Origin of the sequence: Methanobrevibacter oralis (genome assembly GCF_001639275.1) — an archaeon.
Taxonomy (GTDB): Archaea; Methanobacteriota; Methanobacteria; order Methanobacteriales; family Methanobacteriaceae; genus Methanocatella; species Methanocatella oralis.
Window position 1 is genome coordinate 44616 of sequence record NZ_LWMU01000103.1, and the last position, 19922, is coordinate 64537.

A 19922-nucleotide genomic window follows, 5' to 3' on the forward strand; every position below is an offset into this window, starting at 1 on the left:
TATGGAGATAGAAATTAAAAGCAAAACTGATGATGAAATGGTTTTCATTGTCCGCGATGCAGAAGTGCCTTTTATCAATGCTATTAGAAGATGTGCCATAGTAAATGTTTCTAAATTAGCTATTGAAGATGTGAATATTATTAGAAATGATTCTGCAATGTTTAATGAGGTACTTGCACATAGACTTGGTTTAACTCCTTTAGTTTCTAATATTAATGCAATTGGAGGATTACCTTTGCCTGAAGATGATGACTATGAAGATCATCCAGGTGTTATGTTTTCTTTACAAGAAGAAGGGCCTAAAGTAGTTTACTCTAAGGATTTAATATCTTCAGACTCAATTATTAAACCAGTATATGATACAATTCCTCTTGTAAAACTTAATGAAGGGGAAAAAATTAATATTGAAGCTAGTGCAAAATTAGGTTATGGAAAAGAGCATGCTAAATGGATACCAACCACAGTTTGTGCTTATAAACAGTATCCTGAAATTACTTTTAATGATGATGTGGACATTGACTATGATTGTGCTTTGGCATGTCCTAGAGGTGTTTTAAAATCAGATAGAAGATCTAAAAAGATTAAAATTTTAGATATTGAAAATTGTAGCATGTGTAAAAGTTGTGTTAGAGCTTCTGCTAATGGATATATTAATGTAGGGTATCATAAGAATGATTTCATATTTAGAATTGAAACTGATGGATCAATGTCTCCTAAAGAAGTTTTATTAAAAGCTTGTGAAGAATTAGGGAATAAAACAGATAAATTTATCAGATTTAGTGAAGAAGGAGGAAGTAAATAATGGTTAAGAAAATTAACAAAACAAATCCTAACCTTATTGAACTTATTAACAAACTTAATAAACAATCAAAAAGTGAAAATGCAGCTATTTGGAAAGATGTTGCTAATAGGCTTTCAAGGTCCAACAGAAGAACCGCAGAAGTAAATTTATCTGATATTAACAGATATGCTGAAGCTGGTGAAACTGTTTTAGTACCTGGTAAAGTTTTATCTAATGGTGATTTAACAGAAAAAGTTGATGTTGTAGCATTTAAATTCTCAACTAAAGCACAAGAGAAAATTGAAAGTGCTGGTGGAGAATGCATCTCAATTGATGAAGTACTTGAAGCTAATCCTAAAGGAAGCAACATTAGAATCATGGAATAAATAGGGATGTGTGTTATGATGATTATTAATGGAGAAGGATGCGTTTTAGGAAGATTAGCTAGTGTAACTAGTAAAAATCTTTTAGAAGGCGAAGAAGTTGTAATTCTTAATGCTGAAAAGATTATGTTAACTGGAAACAGGGATTGGGCTTATGCTAAATATAAACAAAGAGTGGACAGGGCTAGTATCTCTAACCCTCGTGATTTAGGTCCTAAATATCCTAGAAGACCAGATGATATATTTAGAAGAACTGTAAGAGGAATGTTACCTTATAGAAAATCTAAAGGTAAAACCGCATACAAAGGCTTAAAAGCATTTGTTGGAGTTCCAGCAGAATATGCTGATGTTGAATTTGATAAAATTCCTGAAGCTGAATACAAAAATATTAAAAAAGGTGTTGAGTTAGGAGAAATCTCTAAACTTTTAGGAGCTACCTTTTAGATAAATGGATGTGTGATTATGGTTAAAGTTATTCATACAAGTGGAAAACGTAAAACAGCTATTGCAAGAGGTACTGTTAAAGAAGGAACTGGTAAAGTTAGAATTAATAGAGTTCCTTTAGAACTTTACTCTCCAGAGCTTGCTAACTTAAAATTACAAGAACCATTGACTATTGCTGGTGATTTAGCTAATGAAGTGGATATTAATATTCATGTTGTTGGTGGAGGAGTAATGGGTCAAGCTGAAGCTGCACGTATGGTTATTGCTAAGGGGCTTGTACAATGGTCACAAGATATGGATTTGAAGGAAAAATTCATTCATTACGACAGAACTATGTTAGTAGGTGACCCAAGACGTTCTGAACCTAAAAAATATGGTGGTCCTGGAGCAAGAGCACGTAAACAAAAAAGTTACAGATAGATACTTCTGTAATTTTAAATTTTATTTAAATTAAAAAAGATGATATAAATGATTCCTATTAGATGCTTAAGTTGTGGAAAACCAGTATCTGCATATTTTGATGAATATAACAAAAGAGTGGCAGCTGGTGAAAAGTCAAAAGATGTCTTAGATGACTTAGGTTTAACTAGATATTGTTGTAGAAGAATGTTAATTTCTCATGTTGAAACATGGGAATAGATCTTGTAATTGGGAGAAATTTATTATTATAATATTTAATCTTGGTAAAATATATGCCTAATGGAAGTAATATTCATGAATACAAAAAATTTAACAAGGTTTGAAAGAGCTAGACTCATTGGAGCTAGAGCAATTCAAATATCTATGGGGGCTAAACCATTAATTGAATTAGATGCTTCTTTAGATCCGATTGATATAGCTTACGAAGAGTTTGAAGCTGGAGTTTTACCATTAGATGTTATTAGAAATGAATAGATTTTATCTATTTTTTCTATTAATTTATTTAAAAAAAATAAAAAATACCAACATAACTCTATAAAGAAACTTACTGATTTTTTAAAGAGTATAGATTATATGGTAATAAATTAAATGACACTGAGGTGTTTTTTTTGGATAGTATAATTGAAGATGTCCAAGTTCGTAAAATTTTGGACAGTAGAGGAAATCCAACTGTAGAAGTAGATGTAATTACTTGGAACGGTTTTGGTAGAGCTGCTGCACCAAGTGGAGCAAGTACTGGTTCAAGAGAAGTAGTTTCTTTTCCTGAAGGTGGAGTAGATGTAATAGTAAGTGAAGTTGAAGAAGTACTAGCTTGTGAACTCATTGGTATGGATGCTGAAGATATTGCTACTATTGATGAAGTTTTAAGAGAAGTAGATGGAACAGATAATTTATCAGCTATTGGTGGTAATACTACTGTAGCAGTTTCCATGGCTGTAGCTAAAGCAGCTGCCGCCTCTTATAATATGCCTTTATACAAATATCTTGGAGGTAATTTAGTAAATGAGATGCCATTCCCATTAGGAAATATGATGAATGGCGGGGCTCATGCAGGTATTAATGCACCTGATATTCAAGAGTTTTTAGTTGTTCCTATTGGAGCAAATAATATTGTTGAAGGTATTTTTGCTAATGCAGCAATCCATAAAAAATTAAAAGAATTAATCCAAACCAAAGACTCTAATTTCACTGGTGGAAAAGGAGACGAAGGCGGATGGATTCCAAATATCACAAATGATATTGCACTTGAAATTCAAGCTCAAGCATGTGAGGAAGTGGGTGATGAATTAGGTATTGAAATTAGACCAGCTTTAGACATGGCTGCTTCTGAATTTTGGAGGGATGATGAAGAAAAATATGTTTATGGTCAAGATGGTATTAAGAGAGATACAGGTGATCAGTTAGAATTTGTGAAAGACATTATTGAAACTTATAACATGTTCTATGTAGAAGATCCATTTGATGAATCTGATTTTGATGGTTTCTCACAATTAACCTCAAAAGTTAAAGATGACTGTCTTATTTGTGGTGATGATTTATTCGTAACTAATAAAGAAATATTAGCTAAAGGTATTAAGATGAATGCAGCTAATGCAATTATCATTAAACCTAATCAAATTGGTTCTTTATCTGAAACTTATGCTACTGTAAAATTAGCTAAAGAAAATGATATTGTGCCTGTTGTTTCACATAGATCTGGTGAAACTACTGATGATACTATTGCACATTTAGCTGTTGCATTTGGTTCTCCTATGATTAAAACAGGAGCTATTGGCGGGGAAAGAATAGCTAAATTAAATGAATTAGTACGTATTGAGGAAGAACTTCCAAATCCAAAGATGAATGTATTCTAAATTTTGTGAGGGGATTGTAATGGCAAAAGTTATCATTGAATATGATAAATGTGATGGTGCAGACTGTGCAGAATGTTCTGATGTTTGCCCAATGGAAGTTTTAGTACTTAAAGGGGACAAAATTGAAATTGTTGACCCAGATGAATGTAGTTATTGTGAAGTTTGTATGGATGTTTGTCCAAACGACTGTATACATATTGAAGATGATTTTTAAAAATAAAGATAAATGGTGATTATTATGGCAAATGAACTTTTAATTGATTTAGATAATTATTTAGCAGCAGGTTTACATATCGGAACCCAACAAAAAACAAGCGATATGGAAAAATACATATTCAGAGTAAGATCTGATGGTCTATATGTATTAGATATTCAAAAAACTGATGAAAGGATTAGACATATTGCAAAACTTTTAGCAAAGTATGATCCAGAAGATATTTTAGTAGTAGCTACAAGACAATATGGTCAAGCTCCTGTTAAAAAATTCGGAGAGATTATTGGTGCAAAAACTATTCCAGGTAGATTCATTCCTGGAACTTTAACTAATCCAAATTATGCTAAATTCATCGAACCTAAAATTATTGTTGTAACTGACCCAAGATCTGATGCACAAGCTGTTATCGAATCAAAACAAAATGGTATTCCTGTTGTTGCTTTATGCGATACAGAGAACTTATTAAGTTTTGTTGATATTGCAGTACCTGTAAACAACAAAGGTAGAAAAGCCATTGCTTTAATTTATTGGTTACTTGCAAGACAAATTTTAAGAGAAAGAGGAGAAATTCCTGAAGATGGCGAGTTAGTTTATGATGCAACTGATTTCGAACTTAAATTTTAAGTGGTTTAAATGTTAAGAAAACCTGCTGTGGCTGGAATATTTTATCCAGATAATCCTGAAGATTTAAAAAAATCTGTTGAAGATGCTTTTTTAAGTAAAATGGGCGTTGGTGAAATTCCAATACTCAATGATTTTGATTCTTCAGATTATCCTATAAATATTATGGTTCCTCATGCAGGTTATTATTATTCAGGTGCAGTAGCTTCTCATAGCTACTGTGAAATTGTTAAAATTGGTTTTCCTGAAGTTTTTATTATTTTGAGTCCTAATCACACAGGTTTAGGCAGTGAAATTTCCGTTTTTGATGATGGGCAATGGATTACACCATTAGGTAATCTTGAAGTTGACAATGAATTTGCTGAATCTATTATATCAAATTCAGACACTGCTTCTTCTGATTTTTCTGCTCATATTCGAGAACACAGTATTGAAGTTCAGTTGCCTTTTTTACAATATTTTTCTAATGATTTTAAAATTGTACCTATAACTATGGCTTCTCAGTCTTTTTCAGCTTCAAGTGATTTAGCAAGAGCTATTTATGAAGCAGGTAATAAATTAAATAAATCTTACTGTGTTATTGCAAGTACAGATTTATCTCATTATAATACTCAAGATATGGCTAATAAGTTAGATAATTTTGTATTGGAAGATATTGATAATATGGATGAATTCAAACTCTTTGAGGAAATTATTCAATATAATATTACAATGTGTGGTTATGGTCCAGTTATCACTACTATGTCTCTTTCTAAGATGTCTGGAAAGAATAATTCAGAAATATTGAAATATGGGACCAGTGGGGATGTTTCTGGAGATTTTAGCTCTGTTGTAGGATATGCTTCAGGTATTTTTAAGTAAGGTGTTTTTATGAAAGCTATTGCTTCTGCTCCAGCGAAAACGATTTTATTTGGTGAACATTCAGTTGTTTATGATGAACCTGCTATTGCTGGTGCTGTTAATAAAAGAGCTTATGTTGAAATTACTAAATCAGATAGAGATAAGTCTATTTTAAGATCTTATGATTTAAATTTTGAAGTAGAATTGGATACTAAGCATAAAAAATACATTTTAAAAAAAGGAAAACCAGGTATTATTAGATACATTTTAGAAGCTCTTAATAGAGTTCACGATCACACACCAATTGAGATGACATTATCATCTAGTGTTCCTATTGGTTCTGGTTTAGGTTCTTCTGCAGCTGTTACAGTAGCTACTCTTGCTGCATTATATAGATATCATAATATTCGTTTTAATAAAAAATCTTTGGCTCATGATGCTCATATGGTTGAACAAGCAGTTCAAGGAGTTGCAAGTCCTTTAGATACTTTAGTTTCTACTTATGGTGGTCTTGTTTATTTATCTAGAAATAAAAAAGTTGAACATTTTAAAGTTAATTTTAATGTTCCTTTTGTTGTAGGATACACCCATAAGCATGGAAACACAGGTAAAATTGTTAAAGATGTTAGAAATCTAAAGAATAATAATCCTAAAATAATTAATCCAGTTATTACTTCAATGGGTAATTTAACTAATTATGCTAAACAAGCTATTTTAAAAGGAGATTTTAAAAAAGTTGGTGAATTAATGAACATTAATCATGGATTTTTAGATGTTTTAGGTGTTAATACTTTAGAATTATCTAGAATGGTCTATGTTGCAAGAGGTGCAGGAGCCATTGGTTCTAAAATTACTGGAGCTGGTGGTGGTGGAAGCATTATTGCACTCTGTCCAGATAAAGTTAATGAAGTGGCCCGTGCAATAAATAAATCAGACAATGTTTTAAAAATTAGATTTACTCGTAAAGGAGTTTCATCAAGGGTTTATGAGTGATTTAAATGATTATTTTAAAAATTGGAGGAAGTAGCTTAACTATTAAAGATTCAAAAAAAAGTGAAGTTAATACCACTGGTCTTTTAAGAATTGCTCGTGAGATTAAATCTTCACTAGACAATTCTTGTAAAGATTTAATAATAGTTCATGGTGCAGGATCATTTGGACACCCTCCAGCTAAAAGATATAAAATTGGGGAAAAATTTGACACTTGTGAGTATCCCCAAAAAAGAATAGGATTTTGTGAAACACAAAATTCTGTTAAAAAGTTAAATATGCATGTTTGTGATGAATTTATTAAAGAAGGATTACCTGTAGTAGCTATTCCTGCTTCAAGTTTCATGACAGCTACTAATAAAAGAATCACTGATGGTAAGTTAGAAATGTTTAACAAATATTTAAATAAAGGATTTATTCCCATAATTTATGGGGATGTTGTTTTAGATAATGATTTAGAAATATGTGTAATTTCAGGAGATCAATTAGTACAATATTTAGCTTTAAATCTTAATCCTAATAAAGTGATTTTAGCAACAGATGTAGATGGTGTTTATAATAAGAATCCTAAAACACATGATGATGCAATGTTTTTTGAAAAATTCACATCACTTAAAGATTTGGATACTTTAGAAGGAACTACTAATGTTGATGTAACTGGTGGGATGATTGGAAAAATTAAAGAACTTTTATATTTAGCAGATTTAGGAATCGAATCTAAAATAATAAATGCTGAAGTTGAAGATAATATTTTCAAAGCGTTAGAAGATATGGAAGTTAAAGGAACTGTAATTTCAAGGGGAAATTAACATGATTTCAGATAGAAAATTAGAGCATTTATTAATTTGTGAAAATTATGATGTCGAGTTTAAGAATAAAACTACTGGATTTGAAGATGTGGAGTTAATTCATAATGTTCTTCCAGAAATTGATAAAAATGAAATTGATTTATCCACATCAGTTTTTGGTAAAAAATTAGACTCACCTTTATTTATAACAGCTATTACCGGTGGTCATCCAGTTGCAAAAAATATCAATAAACAATTAGCTATTGTGGCTGATGAAAAAAATATTGCTTTAGGAGTAGGTTCTCAGCGTGCAGCTTGTGAATATCCTGAACTTGAGGATACTTATACTGTTGTTCGTGATAATGCTCCAGATTGTTTGTTAGTTGGAAATATTGGAGCACCTCAACTTAATTTAGCCGAAAAGGCTATTGAAATTTTAGATGCTGATATTTTAGCTATTCACTTAAATCCTCTTCAAGAATCTATTCAACCTGAAGGAGACTTAGATGCAAGAGGATATAATGGTTTAATTAGCCAAATAACAGATGCTGTAAATATTCCAGTACTTGCAAAAGAAACTGGTTGTGGAATATCAGCCGAATCAGCTGAGATGTTAGTTAAATCTGGAATTGATTTTATTGATATTGAAGGAGCTGGTGGTACTAGTTGGGCCGCTGTTGAAACTTATAGGGCAGAAGATAAATATTTAGGCGAATTGTTTTGGGATTGGGGAATTCCAACAGCTGTTAGTACGGTAGAAGTTACTAATGCTGTTAATGTTCCTGTTATTTCATCTGGAGGTATTCGTTCAGGTCTTGAAGCTGCTAAAGCTATTGCTCTTGGAGCTGATGCTGTGGGTATGGCATTACCATTTTTAAAGAATTCAAATTCTCAAGATCATTTAATAGATTTTATTAATAAATTCAATGATTCATTAAGACTTGCAATGTTTTTAGTTGGTGCAAATAGCATTGAAGAACTTAAACAATCAAAAATAGTGATATGTGGAAAAACAAGGGAGTGGCTTAATGAAAGAGGAATTAACACACAAAATTATTCAAGGAGATAATATTATATGAGCGTTGAAGTAATTGCAATAGGTGGATATGAAGAAGTCGGGAAAAACATGACTGCTATTTGTATTGGTGAAGATGTCATCATATTTGATATGGGTATCCATCTTGATAGGATTAGCATGCACGAAGATACAGATATTGATCGTATGCATAGCTTAGATTTGATTGAAAGGGGAGTTATTCCAGACGATACATTAATGAAAGATGTTGATGGTAAAGTTAAAGGAATAATATTTTCTCATGGACACTTAGATCATATAGGTGCTGTAGCTAAATTAGCTCACAGATATGATGCACCATTAATAGGGACACCTTATACTGCTGCATTAATTGAAAAACAAATTAAAGGAGAACGTAAATTTAAAGTTAACAATCCAATTAGGGCTTTAAATCCTGGAAGTAAATTGAAACTTTCTAAAGATATTACTTTAGAATTTGTCCAATCTACTCACAGTATTCCTCAAGCAGTATTTCCTGTTTTACATACTTCTGAGGGAATTATTGTTTATGCACTTGACTTTAAATTTGATAACCATCAAAAAGTATCTCCACCACCGGATTATAAACGTTTAAGGGAATTAGGAAGAAAAGGAGTACTTGCATTAATTGTTGAGACAACAAATGCTAAAAACTTTGACGAAGTAAAAACTCATTCAGAAAGAGTTGCACGCAACATTCTTGAAGATGTTATGGAAGGACCTTTATATGAAAAAACTGGTATGATTGTTACAACCTTTTCGTCTCATGTTGAAAGGGTTCAAGCTATTGCTGATATTGCTAAGAAAAGTCACAGGGAAATATTTTTCCTTGGAAGGTCTATGGAAAGATTCTGCGGTATTGCACAAAAACAAGGTATTTTAAAATTGCCAAAAAATGCAACTATTTATGGAAGTCCAAAATCAATTAATAGGGCTTTAATGAAGGCTGATGAAGATAGAGCTAACTATTTACTTGTAACTACTGGACACCAAGGTGAACCTGATGCGTTGCTTCCAAGGATAGCTAGTGGTAAAACTCCATTTAATATTAAAAAAGGAGATAATGTAATTATTTCAGCGCCTATTATTCCTAACCCAACTAATGCTGCTAATAGGCATATTATGGAAAGAAGATTGAAAATAAAAGGTGCAAGAATTTATCCTAATGCGCACGTTTCAGGACATGCAGGAAGAGAAGATCATAGAGAATTCTTACGCATGTTAAAACCGCAACATATTATTCCAGCACATGGAGATTTATCCATGCTTTCTGCTTACGGTGAATTAGCTGAAGAAGAAGGTTACAGAATTGGATATGATGTTCATATTTTAAGAAATGCACAAGCACAAGTTTTTAAAAATTAAGGAGATGATTTTATGAGTGATGTTAAAGCGGTATTAGGGAGTTATTCAACTGATATTATTAAAACAATTGAAGAAGAATTATCTACTATTACTCCAAATAATCTTTGTGAAGCTTCTCTGTATTTAACTAAAGCTGGAGGTAAAATGCTTAGGCCAGCTTTAACTTTAATTACATCCGAAGCAATTGGAGGTTCTAGTGAAAATGCATTAAAATCTGCTGCAGCTATTGAATTAATCCATACTTTTTCACTTATTCATGATGATATCATGGATGATGATGACATGAGAAGAGGCATGCCTTCTGTTCATAAAGTATGGGGTGAGGATGTAGCTATTTTAGCTGGAGATACATTATTTTCAAAAGCTTTTGAAATAATCATGTCTTCAAATCAACAAACAAATACTCCTAATCAAATTAACCAAACATTAGCTACTCTTGCTGATGCTTGCGTTAAAATTTGTGAAGGTCAAGCTTTTGATATGAGTTTTGAAGACAGATTTGATGTTTCAGAAGATGAGTATATGGCTATGATTTTCAAGAAAACAGGCGCATTAATTGCTGCTGCTACTAAAGCTGGAGCTATTATTGGTGGAGCATCTAGTGAAGTCATTGATGCTATGTATGAATATGGAAGGTTAATTGGTCTTGCTTTCCAAATTCAAGATGATTATCTTGATTTAGTAAGTGATGAAGAAACTTTAGGTAAACCTATTGGTTCTGATATTGCTAAGGGTAAAATGACTATTATTGCAATTAATGGTTTAGCTAATTGTGATAATTCTGATAGATTACTTGAAATATTAAAAGATAGCAATAATTCACAAGATGATGTACTAGAAGCTATTGGTATTTTAAATGACTGTGGATCCATTGAATATGCAAGAAATCTTGCTCAAGAAAATGTGATGAAGGCTAAGCAAGTGCTTGAAATATTGCCTGATTCTTCAAGTAAACAAACACTTGCAGACATTGCAAATTTTGTTTTAGAAAGGCATTCTTAAATGTCTTATTTTTTTTATTTTTTTTATTATTTTTTACTAAATTTATAATAATTAGTTAGTATTAATTTATAAAAAAGTAATACTTTTTATTTTATTTTTCTAATAACTTCTTTTTTATTAAATTTAGATATAAAACTTATTTTTTATAATCTAAGATGTTATTGTCGATGATATTATAAATAAAGTATTTTAAGATTTTTTATCTTAAGTTTAAAAAAACTTTGATTTAATTTTATTAATACTTATAGTTAATCAAGAGTTTTAAATTAGTTTATTGGCTTAATAATTATTAATATATCTTTATTTTTATTATTAAACATTAATTAATAGTTATGTTTCTTTTAAAGAATTTTTTTTTAATAATATTTTGAAAAAGATTTATATTATTATTACTTAATATTCATAGATGGTAATGTGTTATAAGAGATAACTTTATAAAAAATTGTGATATCATGAGGTTGTTTATTGAAAAAATTGATATGATTAGACAGAAAGAAAATCTAAAAAATCAGGAAGTTCAACTTGATTTTGATTGGGCGATAGATTTTCGAAATACTGATAGTGAAGTATTTGATTTTGTTTGTACAATAAAATCATTCACACATTTTTCAATGAGGTTCATGTTTGAAGGTTCTGTAGAACTACAACTTTGTGAAAATTTTGTAAAAGATGAAGTTTCTAAAATAATTTTAGACAAAGCTAGTGAGATGATCTTTAATATGATTTCTATTACTCGCGATTCATCTATAAATTTACAAAATGAAAATATTTTGGCTAATAATATTTTCAATGAATTATATTAATTGTCTCTTAAATTAAATAATTATTAATCATTTGGAGAATTTGTACATGTTAAAAATTCAACATACAGTTTGTCCTTCTTGTAGCGTTGGTTGTGGAATCGACATAATTTCAAAAGATGGTGAAGTTGTTGGAACTTTTCCATATAAAAGGAATGTGATAAACGAAGGCAAAAATTGTTTAAACGGCAGAAATTCGATTGAGTGCTTTGAATCTAGAATATTAACTCCATTAGTTTCTAAAAGAAGTAGTGATCTTAGCGAAGCATTAAAGATAATTGCAGATGAATTAAAAAATAGTAATCCTGATGAAATTGGAGTAATTTGTTCTGGAAATAATTCTAATGAGGAAATTATAGCTATTAAAGAATTTGCTAATAAAATGGGTTATAAAATTGGCTTTTCTTCTGATAATTTCCCTAATTATGATGGTGAATTAGCTAGATATGATGATGTGGATAATGCCAAGGATATTTATCTTATTGGGGATGTTGTTTATAATAGTCCTCTTGTAGGTAGGCGGGTTTTTCATGCTTTAGATAATGGTGCAAGTATTCTTGCAATTGGAACTGAAGATAAAGGGGTTACTGCATTAAATTTTGAATTTACTCTTGTTGATCATATCTCTGATTATTTCAATGATGCAGACATAGCTAATGATTCAATTATTATTATAAATGAAATTGACTCCTCTGATGAATTTGAAATTATTAAAAGCATTGCAGAAAAAACTAATTCTAAACTTTTACCTATTTTCAGCAAATGTAATACTAAAGGTGCTTTAAGTGAACTTGAAGCTAATCCAATTAGTGATGTTATAGAATCTTCTAGTATTTTACTTGTTTTTGGTGAAGATGAAATTGAAGATTTAACTAAGGTTAAAAAGATATTTACATTTTCTGCACATGAAAATGATGTAACTGATGCTTCTGAAGTGGTTATTCCAATTAAATTTTGGATTGAAAATGGTGGTAGTTTTACAAACGCAATGGGTGATGTTCAAAACTTTGTACAAATCCTTGATGCACCCGAAGGTATTTTAAGTGGAATTGAAATCGTTGAAAAATTACAAGAAAAAGTGTAGTGATAAAATGAGTTTTAATTATGTTTTAGCTAAATCTAAAGTCTCTGATATATTTGGCGCTGGAGAATGTGGTGGAGCAGTCACTAGTATTTTTAAATATTTACTAGATAATGAAATTGTCGATGGTGTTTTAACATTATGTGCTGGTGAAGATATTTATGATGGTGTTCCAACATTCATTACAGATTCTGATGATTTAATTTCAACAGCAGGTTCTCTTCATTGCGCTCCTACTTTAATTGGAGATTTAATAAGCAAACATTTATTTGATAAAAAAGTTGCCGTTGCTGTTAAACCATGTGATATTCGTTCAATCGAAGAGTTAATTAAACGTCATAAAATTAATCCAGATAATGTTATATCAATAGGCCTTAACTGTGGTGGAACAGTATCCCCAGTTACTGGTCGTAAAATGATTGAAACATATTATGAAGTTAATCCTGATGATGTTGTATCTGAAGAAATTGATAAAGGACAATTCATAATCGAACTTAAAGATGGAAGTGAAAAAGGAATTAAAATTCACGATTTAGAAGAAAAAGGATTAGGTCGTCGTAAAAATTGTCAAAGATGCGATATTAAAATCCCAAGAAAAGCAAATATTGCTTGTGGAAATTGGGGTGCTGAAGATGGGTGGACATTTATCGAGGTTAATGATGAAAAAGGTCATGAAATAATAAATGGTGCTAAAGGAGCTGGTTTAATTGAAACTAAATCACCTCAAGAAGCAGCTGTTGAAGCTAGATCTAAAGTTGAAAATATCATGATTAAACTTAGTAAAAAACAACAAAATACAGCATATCCTAGTGCAGTTGATGCGGATTATTGGAATAGATGTATTAAATGTTACGGATGTAGGGATGTCTGTCCGATATGTTACTGTTATAATAATTGTGAGATTGATAAGAAATACTTTAAGGAATCTGGTTCTATTCCTCCTCATCCAATCGAATTCCAAGGTATTAGATTATCACACATGGGTTTCAGTTGTGTAGATTGTGGCCAATGTGAAGATGTTTGTCCGGTAGACATTCCTGTATCATTAATTTTTGATAAAATGCAGAAAAAATATTGTGATAGGACTGGATATATAGCTGGAGTTTCTGATGATAAAAAACCTCCACTTTACAGTCCCGAAAAGGGTTTATTATAAGGTGATAATGTGGCTGATGATATTAAAATTGTGGGTTTATTATGTAACTGGTGTTGTTATGGAGGTGCAGATACTGCAGGAACGGCTCGTATGCAATATCCACCAAATATAAGAATTATCAGAGTAATGTGCTCGGGAAGGATTAATCCATCTATGGTTTTCAAGGCATTTAAAGAAGGTGCTGATGGTGTATTTGTTGGAGGATGCCATATTGGAGATTGCCATTATGATGCAGGAAATTATAAATGGTCTCGTAGAGCAAAAATTGTAGAAGACATTATTGAAGAATTTGGTATTGATGAAGAAAGATTCCGTTTTGAATGGATTTCAGCTTCAGAAGGAGAAAAATTTCAAAAAACAATGGAAGAATTTCATAAAACTTTATCTAAATTAGGTCCATTAGAATTAGGACTATAAAAAATAGGATAGTTATCATTTGATAACTATTAACTATTTTTCTAATATTAGAGGATGTTTAGTTTTCTAATATTAGAAAGGTAGTTTTCTATCTTTCGTGTTATTTTATATTTAAAAAAATACATCTCAGCCGGAAAGTATTTATTATTAATAGCTCTAGATAATAAATATTTCTTTCCTCCAAAAATATAAAATAATTATTTAAATGATGGTTTCGGTATATGTCTGCCCATATACAAAAACTGTCCACAATATCTACTATAGCTATTAATTAACTTTAATAGCTATATATAATTTTATTTTGCATGCTATTTTTAAGAAAGTTTTATTAACTATTTTTTAACATATACTAATGTAAATTAGATATATAATTGGTGTTATTATGCTTAAATGCAAAAATTGTGGTTTAGAAATAGAAAATGGAAAATTTTGTCCTAGTTGTGGATGTGAACTTTTAGATGAGGAAGTTATTGAAAAATCATCTGTTAAGGATTTAGATAACTCTGTAATTGATGCTGAAATAAAAAAAGATTTTAATAATCAAGAGGATGATTTGGAAGTAAATAACGAATCTTTTAATCAAGAAGAATCAAAGTCTTGCCCTTCCTGTGGTGCTGACATGGGTGATGCTAAATTTTGTCCTTCTTGTGGGGCTAAAGTAGAAGCTGATGATGAAGGAGATATTAATTTCTGTTTTAATTGTGGAGCTGAAATTGGGGATGCTAAATTTTGTCCTAATTGTGGATCACCTGTAGAAGACCAAAAAGCCACATTAAGTTGTCCATCTTGTGGAACTGAAGTGGGTGATGCTAAATTTTGTCCTAATTGTGGTCATTCGATGGTTAATTCGGGTAATTCTGTTAAAAATACTAAATATTGTACTAATTGTGCATCAGAAATTGATGTTAATGCAGTAATTTGCCCTAATTGTGGTGTTCGTGTTGCAAATCTAGAAGAAAAAAGTGTGGGAGTTGCAGCATTATTAAGCATAATATTTCCAGGTTTAGGTCATTTATATGTTGGATTAAATAATAAATGTTTAACATTTATTATTGCATATATTGTATCCGCTATTTTATGTGTAATAATTATTGGTATTGTTTTAGTAATAATTGTTTGGATCTGGGCTTTAGTAGATATTATTAAGTCAACAGAAGCAATAAATGAAGGTAAAGATGTTGAAGATAAATTATTTTAAATTATCTTTCTTTTTAATTTTTTTCATCTGATTTATAAATCTCTCATCATAATTTCTAGCTATATCTTCGTATTTATTCCAGATTCCAATAGCAGTATTTGGAAGAACATTTCTTTTATCTTCAGAAAACTTTGTGTAAGTATGAAGCATTTCTTTTGAATCAGATATTAATACTTTAACAAATGGAACATCTGCTTTGTAAATATTAATGTCAGCTTCTTTAAATAAATCTATAATATCAATTTCGCTCTGGTTTATGTAACATTTAGGGGAAGCTAGAATATTAATATTTAAATCTGATCTATTTTTAAAAGCTTTAATAAGAGCTTCTCCTTCACATTCAAATAAAAATCCTATCCTCATATTTATTGTATGTTTTGCTCGTTTAATTATTTCTAATTCTTTTGAAATGATTTTTTCAACACCATATATTCTCCATATTGGAGCTTGGACTTGATTCATTCCATTTTCATAAATATTAGTTAGTCTTGTAATCGAATCATCAATTTCACTATCAATTTTGTCTTTTTCACGACTTAATACTTCAACTGGGGAGTTTGCATGATAAATTAATGGTCTGCCATCTTCGATTGTGATAAAATTTTTTCGGTTAAGGCTTTTCAAAACATCATATATTTTGCTTGAAGGAATGTTCGATTTTTCACTAATTTCACTTGCTGTAGCTGTGATTAATGAAGTGAGTTTTACATATGTCGTTGCTTCATACATTGTCAGTCCAATTCTTTTAAGTAGGTCTATATCTTCATCCATAATTATAATATGGTGGTAGGAGTTTATAACTTTATCACTTTTCACCCTGAAATAGTGACAAAATACTTATATACTTTTTAAGTTAACTTTTAATTATAGACTTTTAAGGAGATTAGTATTATGGCAGATGGATTAGACATGTTTTGTTATCAGTGTTCCCAAACCGCTAGGGGTACTGGCTGTACTGTTAGAGGGGTTTGTGGTAAAATACCGACCGTAGCTAGGTTACAAGATAACTTAATTTTCACAATGAAGGGTATTAGTGCATACAACTACAATGCAAATGTTTTAGGAGAATATAATCCAGAAATTGACGCATTTCTAACAAAAGGATTATATACAACTTTAACTAATGTTAACTTCGATGTTGAAGATTTAGTTGCTTTAGCTCTTGAAGCTGGAGAAAAAAGTGTAGATGTAATGAGATTACTTAAAAACGCTCATATTAAAGCTTATGGCGAACCAAGACCTGTTGAAGTAAAAGTTGGAGCTCAAGAAGGACCAGCTATCATTGTAACTGGACATGACATGAAAGCTTTAGAAGAACTTTTAAAACAAACTGAAGGAACTGGAGTTAATGTATACACTCACTCAGAAATGTTACCAGCTCATGGTTATCCTGGATTAAATAAATATAAACATTTAGTCGGTCAATTAGGTGGGGCATGGCATGATCAAAGAACAATCTTTAAAAAATACAATGCAGCTATTGTTGGAACAAGTAACTGTGTACTTCCTGCATTAGATGCATATAAAGAAAGAATGTTCACAATGGATGTAGCTAAACTTGAAGGTGTGAAAACTGTAGAAAATTACGACTTTTCAGAAGTAATTGAATGTGCAAAATCATTAGGCGGTCTTGAAGCTGAGGAATTAACCACTATTACTACTGGTTGGAGTGCAGGAGCTATTGTAGAACATGCTGATAAAATTAAAGAATTAGTTGAAGCGGGTAAAATCAGAAGATTCTTTGTTGTGGGGGGTTGTGATAAGGCAGCTCGTCATAATGATTATTACCGAGAATTTGTCAAAAACTTACCAAATGACACAATTATCTTAACACTTGCTTGTGGTAAATACAAATTCAATGACTTAGATTTAGGAGATATTGAAGGTATTCCAAGATTATTAGATGTAGGTCAATGTAATGATACTATTGTAGCAGTTGATGTGGCATTAGCTTTATCTGAATTGTTTGATTTACCATTAAATGAGTTACCATTAACTATTGTACTTAGTTGGATGGAACAAAAAGCAGCAGCTGTACTTTGGGCATTACTCTACCTTGGAAAAACCGATATGTGGTTGGGACCTATTCTTCCAGCATGGTGTAATGATGACATTATAAATGTCTTAGTTGAAAATTACAACTTAACTCCAATTTCTGGAGATGCAATTGCAGACATTAAAACAATATTGGGTGAATAAATAATGAATGAAGATATTAAAGCTAAAGCTCTAAATATACAAAATTTAGTTGAATATCAAAATGACACTGTTGTCAGTCGTGAAGTAATAAAAAAGGAGCTAGGTACTGTAACTTTCTTTGCATTTGACCAAGGACAAGGATTATCAGAACACTCAGCTCCTTTTGATGCTATGGTTCAAATTATTGATGGTGAAGCTGAAATAACAATCAGCGGCAACAAAAATACTGTAAAAGCTGGTGAAATTATTATAATGCCGGCAAATGAACCACATGCTCTTCAGGCTGTTAATGGTCCTTATAAAATGATATTGACTATGATTAAGTCAGATTAATCCTAAAATACATATTTATAGCTATGAATTTTCATAGCTATTGCTCTATTTTTAAATTCATTATTTCAGCTACATTATAATTTTTTTCCTCTAAAAACTATTTAAAATAAATATTAAGGCAATTATACTTATTATTCTAAATATTAATCAATCTTTATATTTTTTTTATAAAACTTTTTTCTTAATTTTTAGTAGAAAGTTTTTTATATAAAACAAATATATTATTTAATAAGCTAATGTTTTATATATGTTATTTAGGTGGATATCATGGTTGAAAGAAAGGAGTACATGGATAAAATTAAAAGTTTTATGAATAAAGATTTAATTAAAGTAATTACTGGTGTAAGACGTTCGGGTAAATCTTATTTTTTAAAATTAATCATTGAGGAATTAATTAAAAATGGTGTTAGTAGAGAGAATATACTTTTAATGGATTTAGAACTTCCTAAATATAATCATATTAATTCAAAAGAAGAATTAGATGAAATTATTTTAAATTTTATTAGTAAACATGAAAATAAAGTTTATTTATTCTTTGATGAAATTCAAAATGTTTCAAGATGGGAAATTAGTGTCAATAGCTATTTTAAATTGCCCAATGTTGAAATTTACATAACTGGATCAAATTCTAAATTATTGTCTGGTGAACTTGCAACTTATCTTACTGGCCGATATGTTTCAATTGAGATGTATCCGTTTTCATTTAATGAATTCCTTGATTTTAAAGAGGAAATCAATGAAAAACCTATAATAAAAAATGAATTATATAGTGAAATTGAGAATTATTTTGAGGAATATTTAATATATGGTGGTTTTCCAATAAGCATTGCAATTAATAATAATAAAGAAATAATACTCAATGATTTATTTTCATCAATAGTCTTACGAGATATAATTGAGCGTCATGAACTTAGAAATGTCGGATTGTTTGATAGGATAATGAAGTTTTTAATTAGCCATATTGGTAGTTTAATATCTGCTAATTCATTGTACAATTATTTAAAACATGAAAATTGGGGAATTGGAAAAGCAACAATTTATAATTATCTAAAATATTTGGAAGATGCATATGTCTTATCAAAAGTATCCCGTGAAGATTTAATTGGTAAAAAAGAAATTTCTGGCTCAGAAAAATATTATTTAATAGATCAAGGTTTTTATTTCTCTCAAGTGGATGATAAACAAAAAAATACTGGAAGAATTATTGAAAACATTGTTTATTTGGAATTGCTTAGGAATGATTATAAAGTTACAATTGGATGTGTTAATAACTTAGAAATTGATTTTATAGCTAAAAAGAATGGTAAAAAAATTTACATTCAAGTTGCGTATATATTGGACAGTATAGAAACAATTAACCGTGAATTTAAACCATTGCTTATGGTTAAAGATAATTATCCAAAATATGTTTTAAGTATGGATAAGATTAATCAATCTAGAGATGGAATTGAGAACATAAATGTGATTAACTTTTTAAGAAATTCAAGGGATATTATTTAAAAATTCTCTTATTTTTACTAACAATTTTTCATTTAAAGCAATGCTTTAATAAAAAGTATTAAATATATTTATTAACCACCATATACTAAATTTTAACTAAGACTTAATTAATAACTTTAGTTAAATCTTTATTAACATTGTATTTTTTTTATTAAAGGTGTTCTTATGATAAACCATGAAAAAACTTTAAATTATCCATTCAGTGCTATTGTTGAACAAGATTTAATGAAAATTGTACTTATTTTAAATTTAATAGACTTTAAAATTGGTGGTGTTTTAATTAAAGGAGAAAAAGGAACCTCAAAATCAACTGCAGTTAGGGCATTACCTTCAATATTGCCAAATCAAAAAGTAGTTTCTAATTGTGTTTTTTCATGTAGTCCAGATGATTTGTGCGAATCATGTAATTCTAAAAAAGAAGATTTAAATGTCATTGAAAAAAAGGTTGAAATTGTAGAATTACCAGGTTTCAGCAACTGAAGA

General features: G+C 30.1%; 25 protein-coding genes. 24 read left to right on the top strand and 1 reads right to left on the bottom strand.

Annotated features, from left to right (window positions below; translation table 11 throughout):
• Nucleotide 1: 1 nt before the first annotated feature.
• The 20 genes from MBORA_RS08565 to MBORA_RS10370 all read left to right on the top strand — a co-directional run bounded on the left by MBORA_RS08565 (nucleotide 2) and on the right by MBORA_RS10370 (nucleotide 15407).
• The gene (locus MBORA_RS08565; RefSeq protein WP_042694545.1) at nucleotides 2–802 is read left to right on the top strand and encodes a DNA-directed RNA polymerase subunit D; all 801 of its coding nucleotides are present in this window, start codon (nucleotides 2–4) and stop codon (nucleotides 800–802) included.
• Nucleotides 802–1167: a 50S ribosomal protein L18e gene (locus tag MBORA_RS08570; protein ID WP_042694543.1), complete on the top strand. Its 366-nt coding sequence runs from the start codon at nucleotides 802–804 to the stop codon at nucleotides 1165–1167. The genes MBORA_RS08565 and MBORA_RS08570 overlap by 1 nt, the downstream gene beginning before the upstream one ends.
• Before the next feature lie 18 nt (nucleotides 1168–1185).
• Nucleotides 1186–1608, top strand: a complete 423-nt coding sequence (locus MBORA_RS08575; RefSeq protein ID WP_081738419.1) for a 50S ribosomal protein L13 — start codon at nucleotides 1186–1188, stop codon at nucleotides 1606–1608.
• 18 nt (nucleotides 1609–1626) lie between these two features.
• Complete coding sequence (locus MBORA_RS08580) at nucleotides 1627–2028, top strand: 30S ribosomal protein S9 (RefSeq protein ID WP_042694541.1); 402 nt, start codon at nucleotides 1627–1629, stop codon at nucleotides 2026–2028.
• Nucleotides 2029–2076: 48 nt separating this feature from the next.
• Nucleotides 2077–2247, top strand: coding sequence for a DNA-directed RNA polymerase subunit N (locus MBORA_RS08585; RefSeq protein ID WP_042694539.1), 171 nt, complete (start codon nucleotides 2077–2079; stop codon nucleotides 2245–2247).
• Nucleotides 2248–2307: 60 nt separating this feature from the next.
• On the top strand, nucleotides 2308–2502 hold the full coding sequence (locus MBORA_RS08590) for a DNA-directed RNA polymerase subunit K (RefSeq protein ID WP_042694537.1): 195 nt from the start codon (nucleotides 2308–2310) through the stop codon (nucleotides 2500–2502).
• Nucleotides 2503–2636: 134 nt separating this feature from the next.
• The gene (gene eno, locus MBORA_RS08595; RefSeq protein ID WP_063720546.1) at nucleotides 2637–3881 is read left to right on the top strand and encodes a phosphopyruvate hydratase; all 1245 of its coding nucleotides are present in this window, start codon (nucleotides 2637–2639) and stop codon (nucleotides 3879–3881) included.
• Nucleotides 3882–3900: 19 nt separating this feature from the next.
• On the top strand, nucleotides 3901–4095 hold the full coding sequence (locus tag MBORA_RS08600) for a 4Fe-4S dicluster domain-containing protein (RefSeq protein WP_042694657.1): 195 nt from the start codon (nucleotides 3901–3903) through the stop codon (nucleotides 4093–4095).
• Between the two features lie 24 nt (nucleotides 4096–4119).
• Nucleotides 4120–4719, top strand: a complete 600-nt coding sequence (gene rpsB, locus MBORA_RS08605) for a 30S ribosomal protein S2 (protein ID WP_042694534.1) — start codon at nucleotides 4120–4122, stop codon at nucleotides 4717–4719.
• 9 nt (nucleotides 4720–4728) lie between these two features.
• Entirely contained in the window at nucleotides 4729–5577 is an 849-nt protein-coding gene (amrB, locus tag MBORA_RS08610) for an AmmeMemoRadiSam system protein B (RefSeq protein WP_042694532.1), read from the top strand.
• 9 nt (nucleotides 5578–5586) lie between these two features.
• The gene (gene mvk / locus MBORA_RS08615; RefSeq protein WP_063720547.1) at nucleotides 5587–6549 is read left to right on the top strand and encodes a mevalonate kinase; all 963 of its coding nucleotides are present in this window, start codon (nucleotides 5587–5589) and stop codon (nucleotides 6547–6549) included.
• 5 nt (nucleotides 6550–6554) lie between these two features.
• Entirely contained in the window at nucleotides 6555–7355 is an 801-nt protein-coding gene (locus tag MBORA_RS08620; RefSeq protein WP_042694530.1) for an isopentenyl phosphate kinase, read from the top strand.
• Nucleotide 7356: 1 nt separating this feature from the next.
• The gene (gene fni, locus MBORA_RS08625; RefSeq protein WP_042694529.1) at nucleotides 7357–8403 is read left to right on the top strand and encodes a type 2 isopentenyl-diphosphate Delta-isomerase; all 1047 of its coding nucleotides are present in this window, start codon (nucleotides 7357–7359) and stop codon (nucleotides 8401–8403) included.
• 6 nt (nucleotides 8404–8409) lie between these two features.
• Entirely contained in the window at nucleotides 8410–9753 is a 1344-nt protein-coding gene (locus MBORA_RS08630) for an RNase J family beta-CASP ribonuclease (RefSeq protein WP_042694528.1), read from the top strand.
• 12 nt (nucleotides 9754–9765) lie between these two features.
• A complete protein-coding gene (idsA, locus tag MBORA_RS08635; RefSeq protein WP_042694526.1) occupies nucleotides 9766–10755 on the top strand; it encodes a short chain isoprenyl diphosphate synthase IdsA in 990 nt (329 codons plus the stop codon).
• A 479-nt stretch (nucleotides 10756–11234) separates the two neighbouring features.
• Nucleotides 11235–11558 carry a hypothetical protein gene (locus MBORA_RS08640; protein ID WP_147659518.1) on the top strand — a complete coding sequence of 108 codons (324 nt, stop codon included), beginning with the start codon at nucleotides 11235–11237 and terminating at the stop codon, nucleotides 11556–11558.
• Between the two features lie 46 nt (nucleotides 11559–11604).
• Nucleotides 11605–12639, top strand: a complete 1035-nt coding sequence (locus MBORA_RS08645) for a molybdopterin-dependent oxidoreductase (protein WP_042694523.1) — start codon at nucleotides 11605–11607, stop codon at nucleotides 12637–12639.
• A gap of 7 nt (nucleotides 12640–12646) precedes the next feature.
• Nucleotides 12647–13792: a Coenzyme F420 hydrogenase/dehydrogenase, beta subunit C-terminal domain gene (locus tag MBORA_RS08650; RefSeq protein ID WP_042694521.1), complete on the top strand. Its 1146-nt coding sequence runs from the start codon at nucleotides 12647–12649 to the stop codon at nucleotides 13790–13792.
• Between the two features lie 9 nt (nucleotides 13793–13801).
• Nucleotides 13802–14209 (top strand): hydrogenase iron-sulfur subunit, encoded by a 408-nt coding sequence (locus MBORA_RS08655; RefSeq protein WP_042694520.1) that lies wholly within the window; start codon nucleotides 13802–13804, stop codon nucleotides 14207–14209.
• Nucleotides 14210–14591: 382 nt separating this feature from the next.
• Nucleotides 14592–15407, top strand: a complete 816-nt coding sequence (locus MBORA_RS10370; protein WP_082853404.1) for a zinc ribbon domain-containing protein — start codon at nucleotides 14592–14594, stop codon at nucleotides 15405–15407.
• Here the strand turns inward: MBORA_RS10370 and MBORA_RS08665 are convergent.
• Nucleotides 15399–16178: a TrmB family transcriptional regulator gene (locus MBORA_RS08665; RefSeq protein ID WP_063720548.1), complete on the bottom strand. Its 780-nt coding sequence runs from the start codon at nucleotides 16176–16178 to the stop codon at nucleotides 15399–15401. The genes MBORA_RS10370 and MBORA_RS08665 overlap by 9 nt on opposite strands.
• A 120-nt stretch (nucleotides 16179–16298) precedes the next feature.
• On the opposite strand from MBORA_RS08665, the gene hcp reads away from it, so the two are divergent.
• The 4 genes from hcp to MBORA_RS08685 all read left to right on the top strand — a co-directional run bounded on the left by hcp (nucleotide 16299) and on the right by MBORA_RS08685 (nucleotide 19919).
• Nucleotides 16299–17606 carry a hydroxylamine reductase gene (gene hcp, locus MBORA_RS08670; RefSeq protein ID WP_042694514.1) on the top strand — a complete coding sequence of 436 codons (1308 nt, stop codon included), beginning with the start codon at nucleotides 16299–16301 and terminating at the stop codon, nucleotides 17604–17606.
• 3 nt (nucleotides 17607–17609) lie between these two features.
• The gene (locus tag MBORA_RS08675) at nucleotides 17610–17939 is read left to right on the top strand and encodes a cupin domain-containing protein (RefSeq protein WP_042694513.1); all 330 of its coding nucleotides are present in this window, start codon (nucleotides 17610–17612) and stop codon (nucleotides 17937–17939) included.
• Nucleotides 17940–18206: 267 nt separating this feature from the next.
• Nucleotides 18207–19439, top strand: coding sequence for an ATP-binding protein (locus MBORA_RS08680; protein WP_042694512.1), 1233 nt, complete (start codon nucleotides 18207–18209; stop codon nucleotides 19437–19439).
• Between the two features lie 165 nt (nucleotides 19440–19604).
• Nucleotides 19605–19919: a hypothetical protein gene (locus tag MBORA_RS08685; protein ID WP_042694510.1), complete on the top strand. Its 315-nt coding sequence runs from the start codon at nucleotides 19605–19607 to the stop codon at nucleotides 19917–19919.
• Nucleotides 19920–19922 lie beyond the last annotated feature (3 nt).

Coding starts and splice junctions, on each gene's coding strand:
- MBORA_RS08675 (WP_042694513.1), top strand. CDS start 17,610: ATGAATGAAGATATTAAAGCTAAAGCTCTAAATATACAAAATTTAGTT.
- MBORA_RS08600 (WP_042694657.1), top strand. CDS start 3,901: ATGGCAAAAGTTATCATTGAATATGATAAATGTGATGGTGCAGACTGT.
- MBORA_RS08680 (WP_042694512.1), top strand. CDS start 18,207: ATGGTTGAAAGAAAGGAGTACATGGATAAAATTAAAAGTTTTATGAAT.
- MBORA_RS10370 (WP_082853404.1), top strand. CDS start 14,592: ATGCTTAAATGCAAAAATTGTGGTTTAGAAATAGAAAATGGAAAATTT.
- MBORA_RS08585 (WP_042694539.1), top strand. CDS start 2,077: ATGATTCCTATTAGATGCTTAAGTTGTGGAAAACCAGTATCTGCATAT.
- MBORA_RS08620 (WP_042694530.1), top strand. CDS start 6,555: ATGATTATTTTAAAAATTGGAGGAAGTAGCTTAACTATTAAAGATTCA.
- idsA (WP_042694526.1), top strand. CDS start 9,766: ATGAGTGATGTTAAAGCGGTATTAGGGAGTTATTCAACTGATATTATT.
- MBORA_RS08665 (WP_063720548.1), bottom strand. CDS start 16,178: ATGGATGAAGATATAGACCTACTTAAAAGAATTGGACTGACAATGTAT.
- rpsB (WP_042694534.1), top strand. CDS start 4,120: ATGGCAAATGAACTTTTAATTGATTTAGATAATTATTTAGCAGCAGGT.
- hcp (WP_042694514.1), top strand. CDS start 16,299: ATGGCAGATGGATTAGACATGTTTTGTTATCAGTGTTCCCAAACCGCT.
- MBORA_RS08650 (WP_042694521.1), top strand. CDS start 12,647: ATGAGTTTTAATTATGTTTTAGCTAAATCTAAAGTCTCTGATATATTT.
- MBORA_RS08640 (WP_147659518.1), top strand. CDS start 11,235: ATGATTAGACAGAAAGAAAATCTAAAAAATCAGGAAGTTCAACTTGAT.
- MBORA_RS08570 (WP_042694543.1), top strand. CDS start 802: ATGGTTAAGAAAATTAACAAAACAAATCCTAACCTTATTGAACTTATT.
- MBORA_RS08645 (WP_042694523.1), top strand. CDS start 11,605: ATGTTAAAAATTCAACATACAGTTTGTCCTTCTTGTAGCGTTGGTTGT.
- mvk (WP_063720547.1), top strand. CDS start 5,587: ATGAAAGCTATTGCTTCTGCTCCAGCGAAAACGATTTTATTTGGTGAA.
- MBORA_RS08685 (WP_042694510.1), top strand. CDS start 19,605: ATGATAAACCATGAAAAAACTTTAAATTATCCATTCAGTGCTATTGTT.
- MBORA_RS08565 (WP_042694545.1), top strand. CDS start 2: ATGGAGATAGAAATTAAAAGCAAAACTGATGATGAAATGGTTTTCATT.
- fni (WP_042694529.1), top strand. CDS start 7,357: ATGATTTCAGATAGAAAATTAGAGCATTTATTAATTTGTGAAAATTAT.
- amrB (WP_042694532.1), top strand. CDS start 4,729: ATGTTAAGAAAACCTGCTGTGGCTGGAATATTTTATCCAGATAATCCT.
- MBORA_RS08580 (WP_042694541.1), top strand. CDS start 1,627: ATGGTTAAAGTTATTCATACAAGTGGAAAACGTAAAACAGCTATTGCA.
- MBORA_RS08630 (WP_042694528.1), top strand. CDS start 8,410: ATGAGCGTTGAAGTAATTGCAATAGGTGGATATGAAGAAGTCGGGAAA.
- MBORA_RS08590 (WP_042694537.1), top strand. CDS start 2,308: ATGGAAGTAATATTCATGAATACAAAAAATTTAACAAGGTTTGAAAGA.
- MBORA_RS08575 (WP_081738419.1), top strand. CDS start 1,186: ATGATTATTAATGGAGAAGGATGCGTTTTAGGAAGATTAGCTAGTGTA.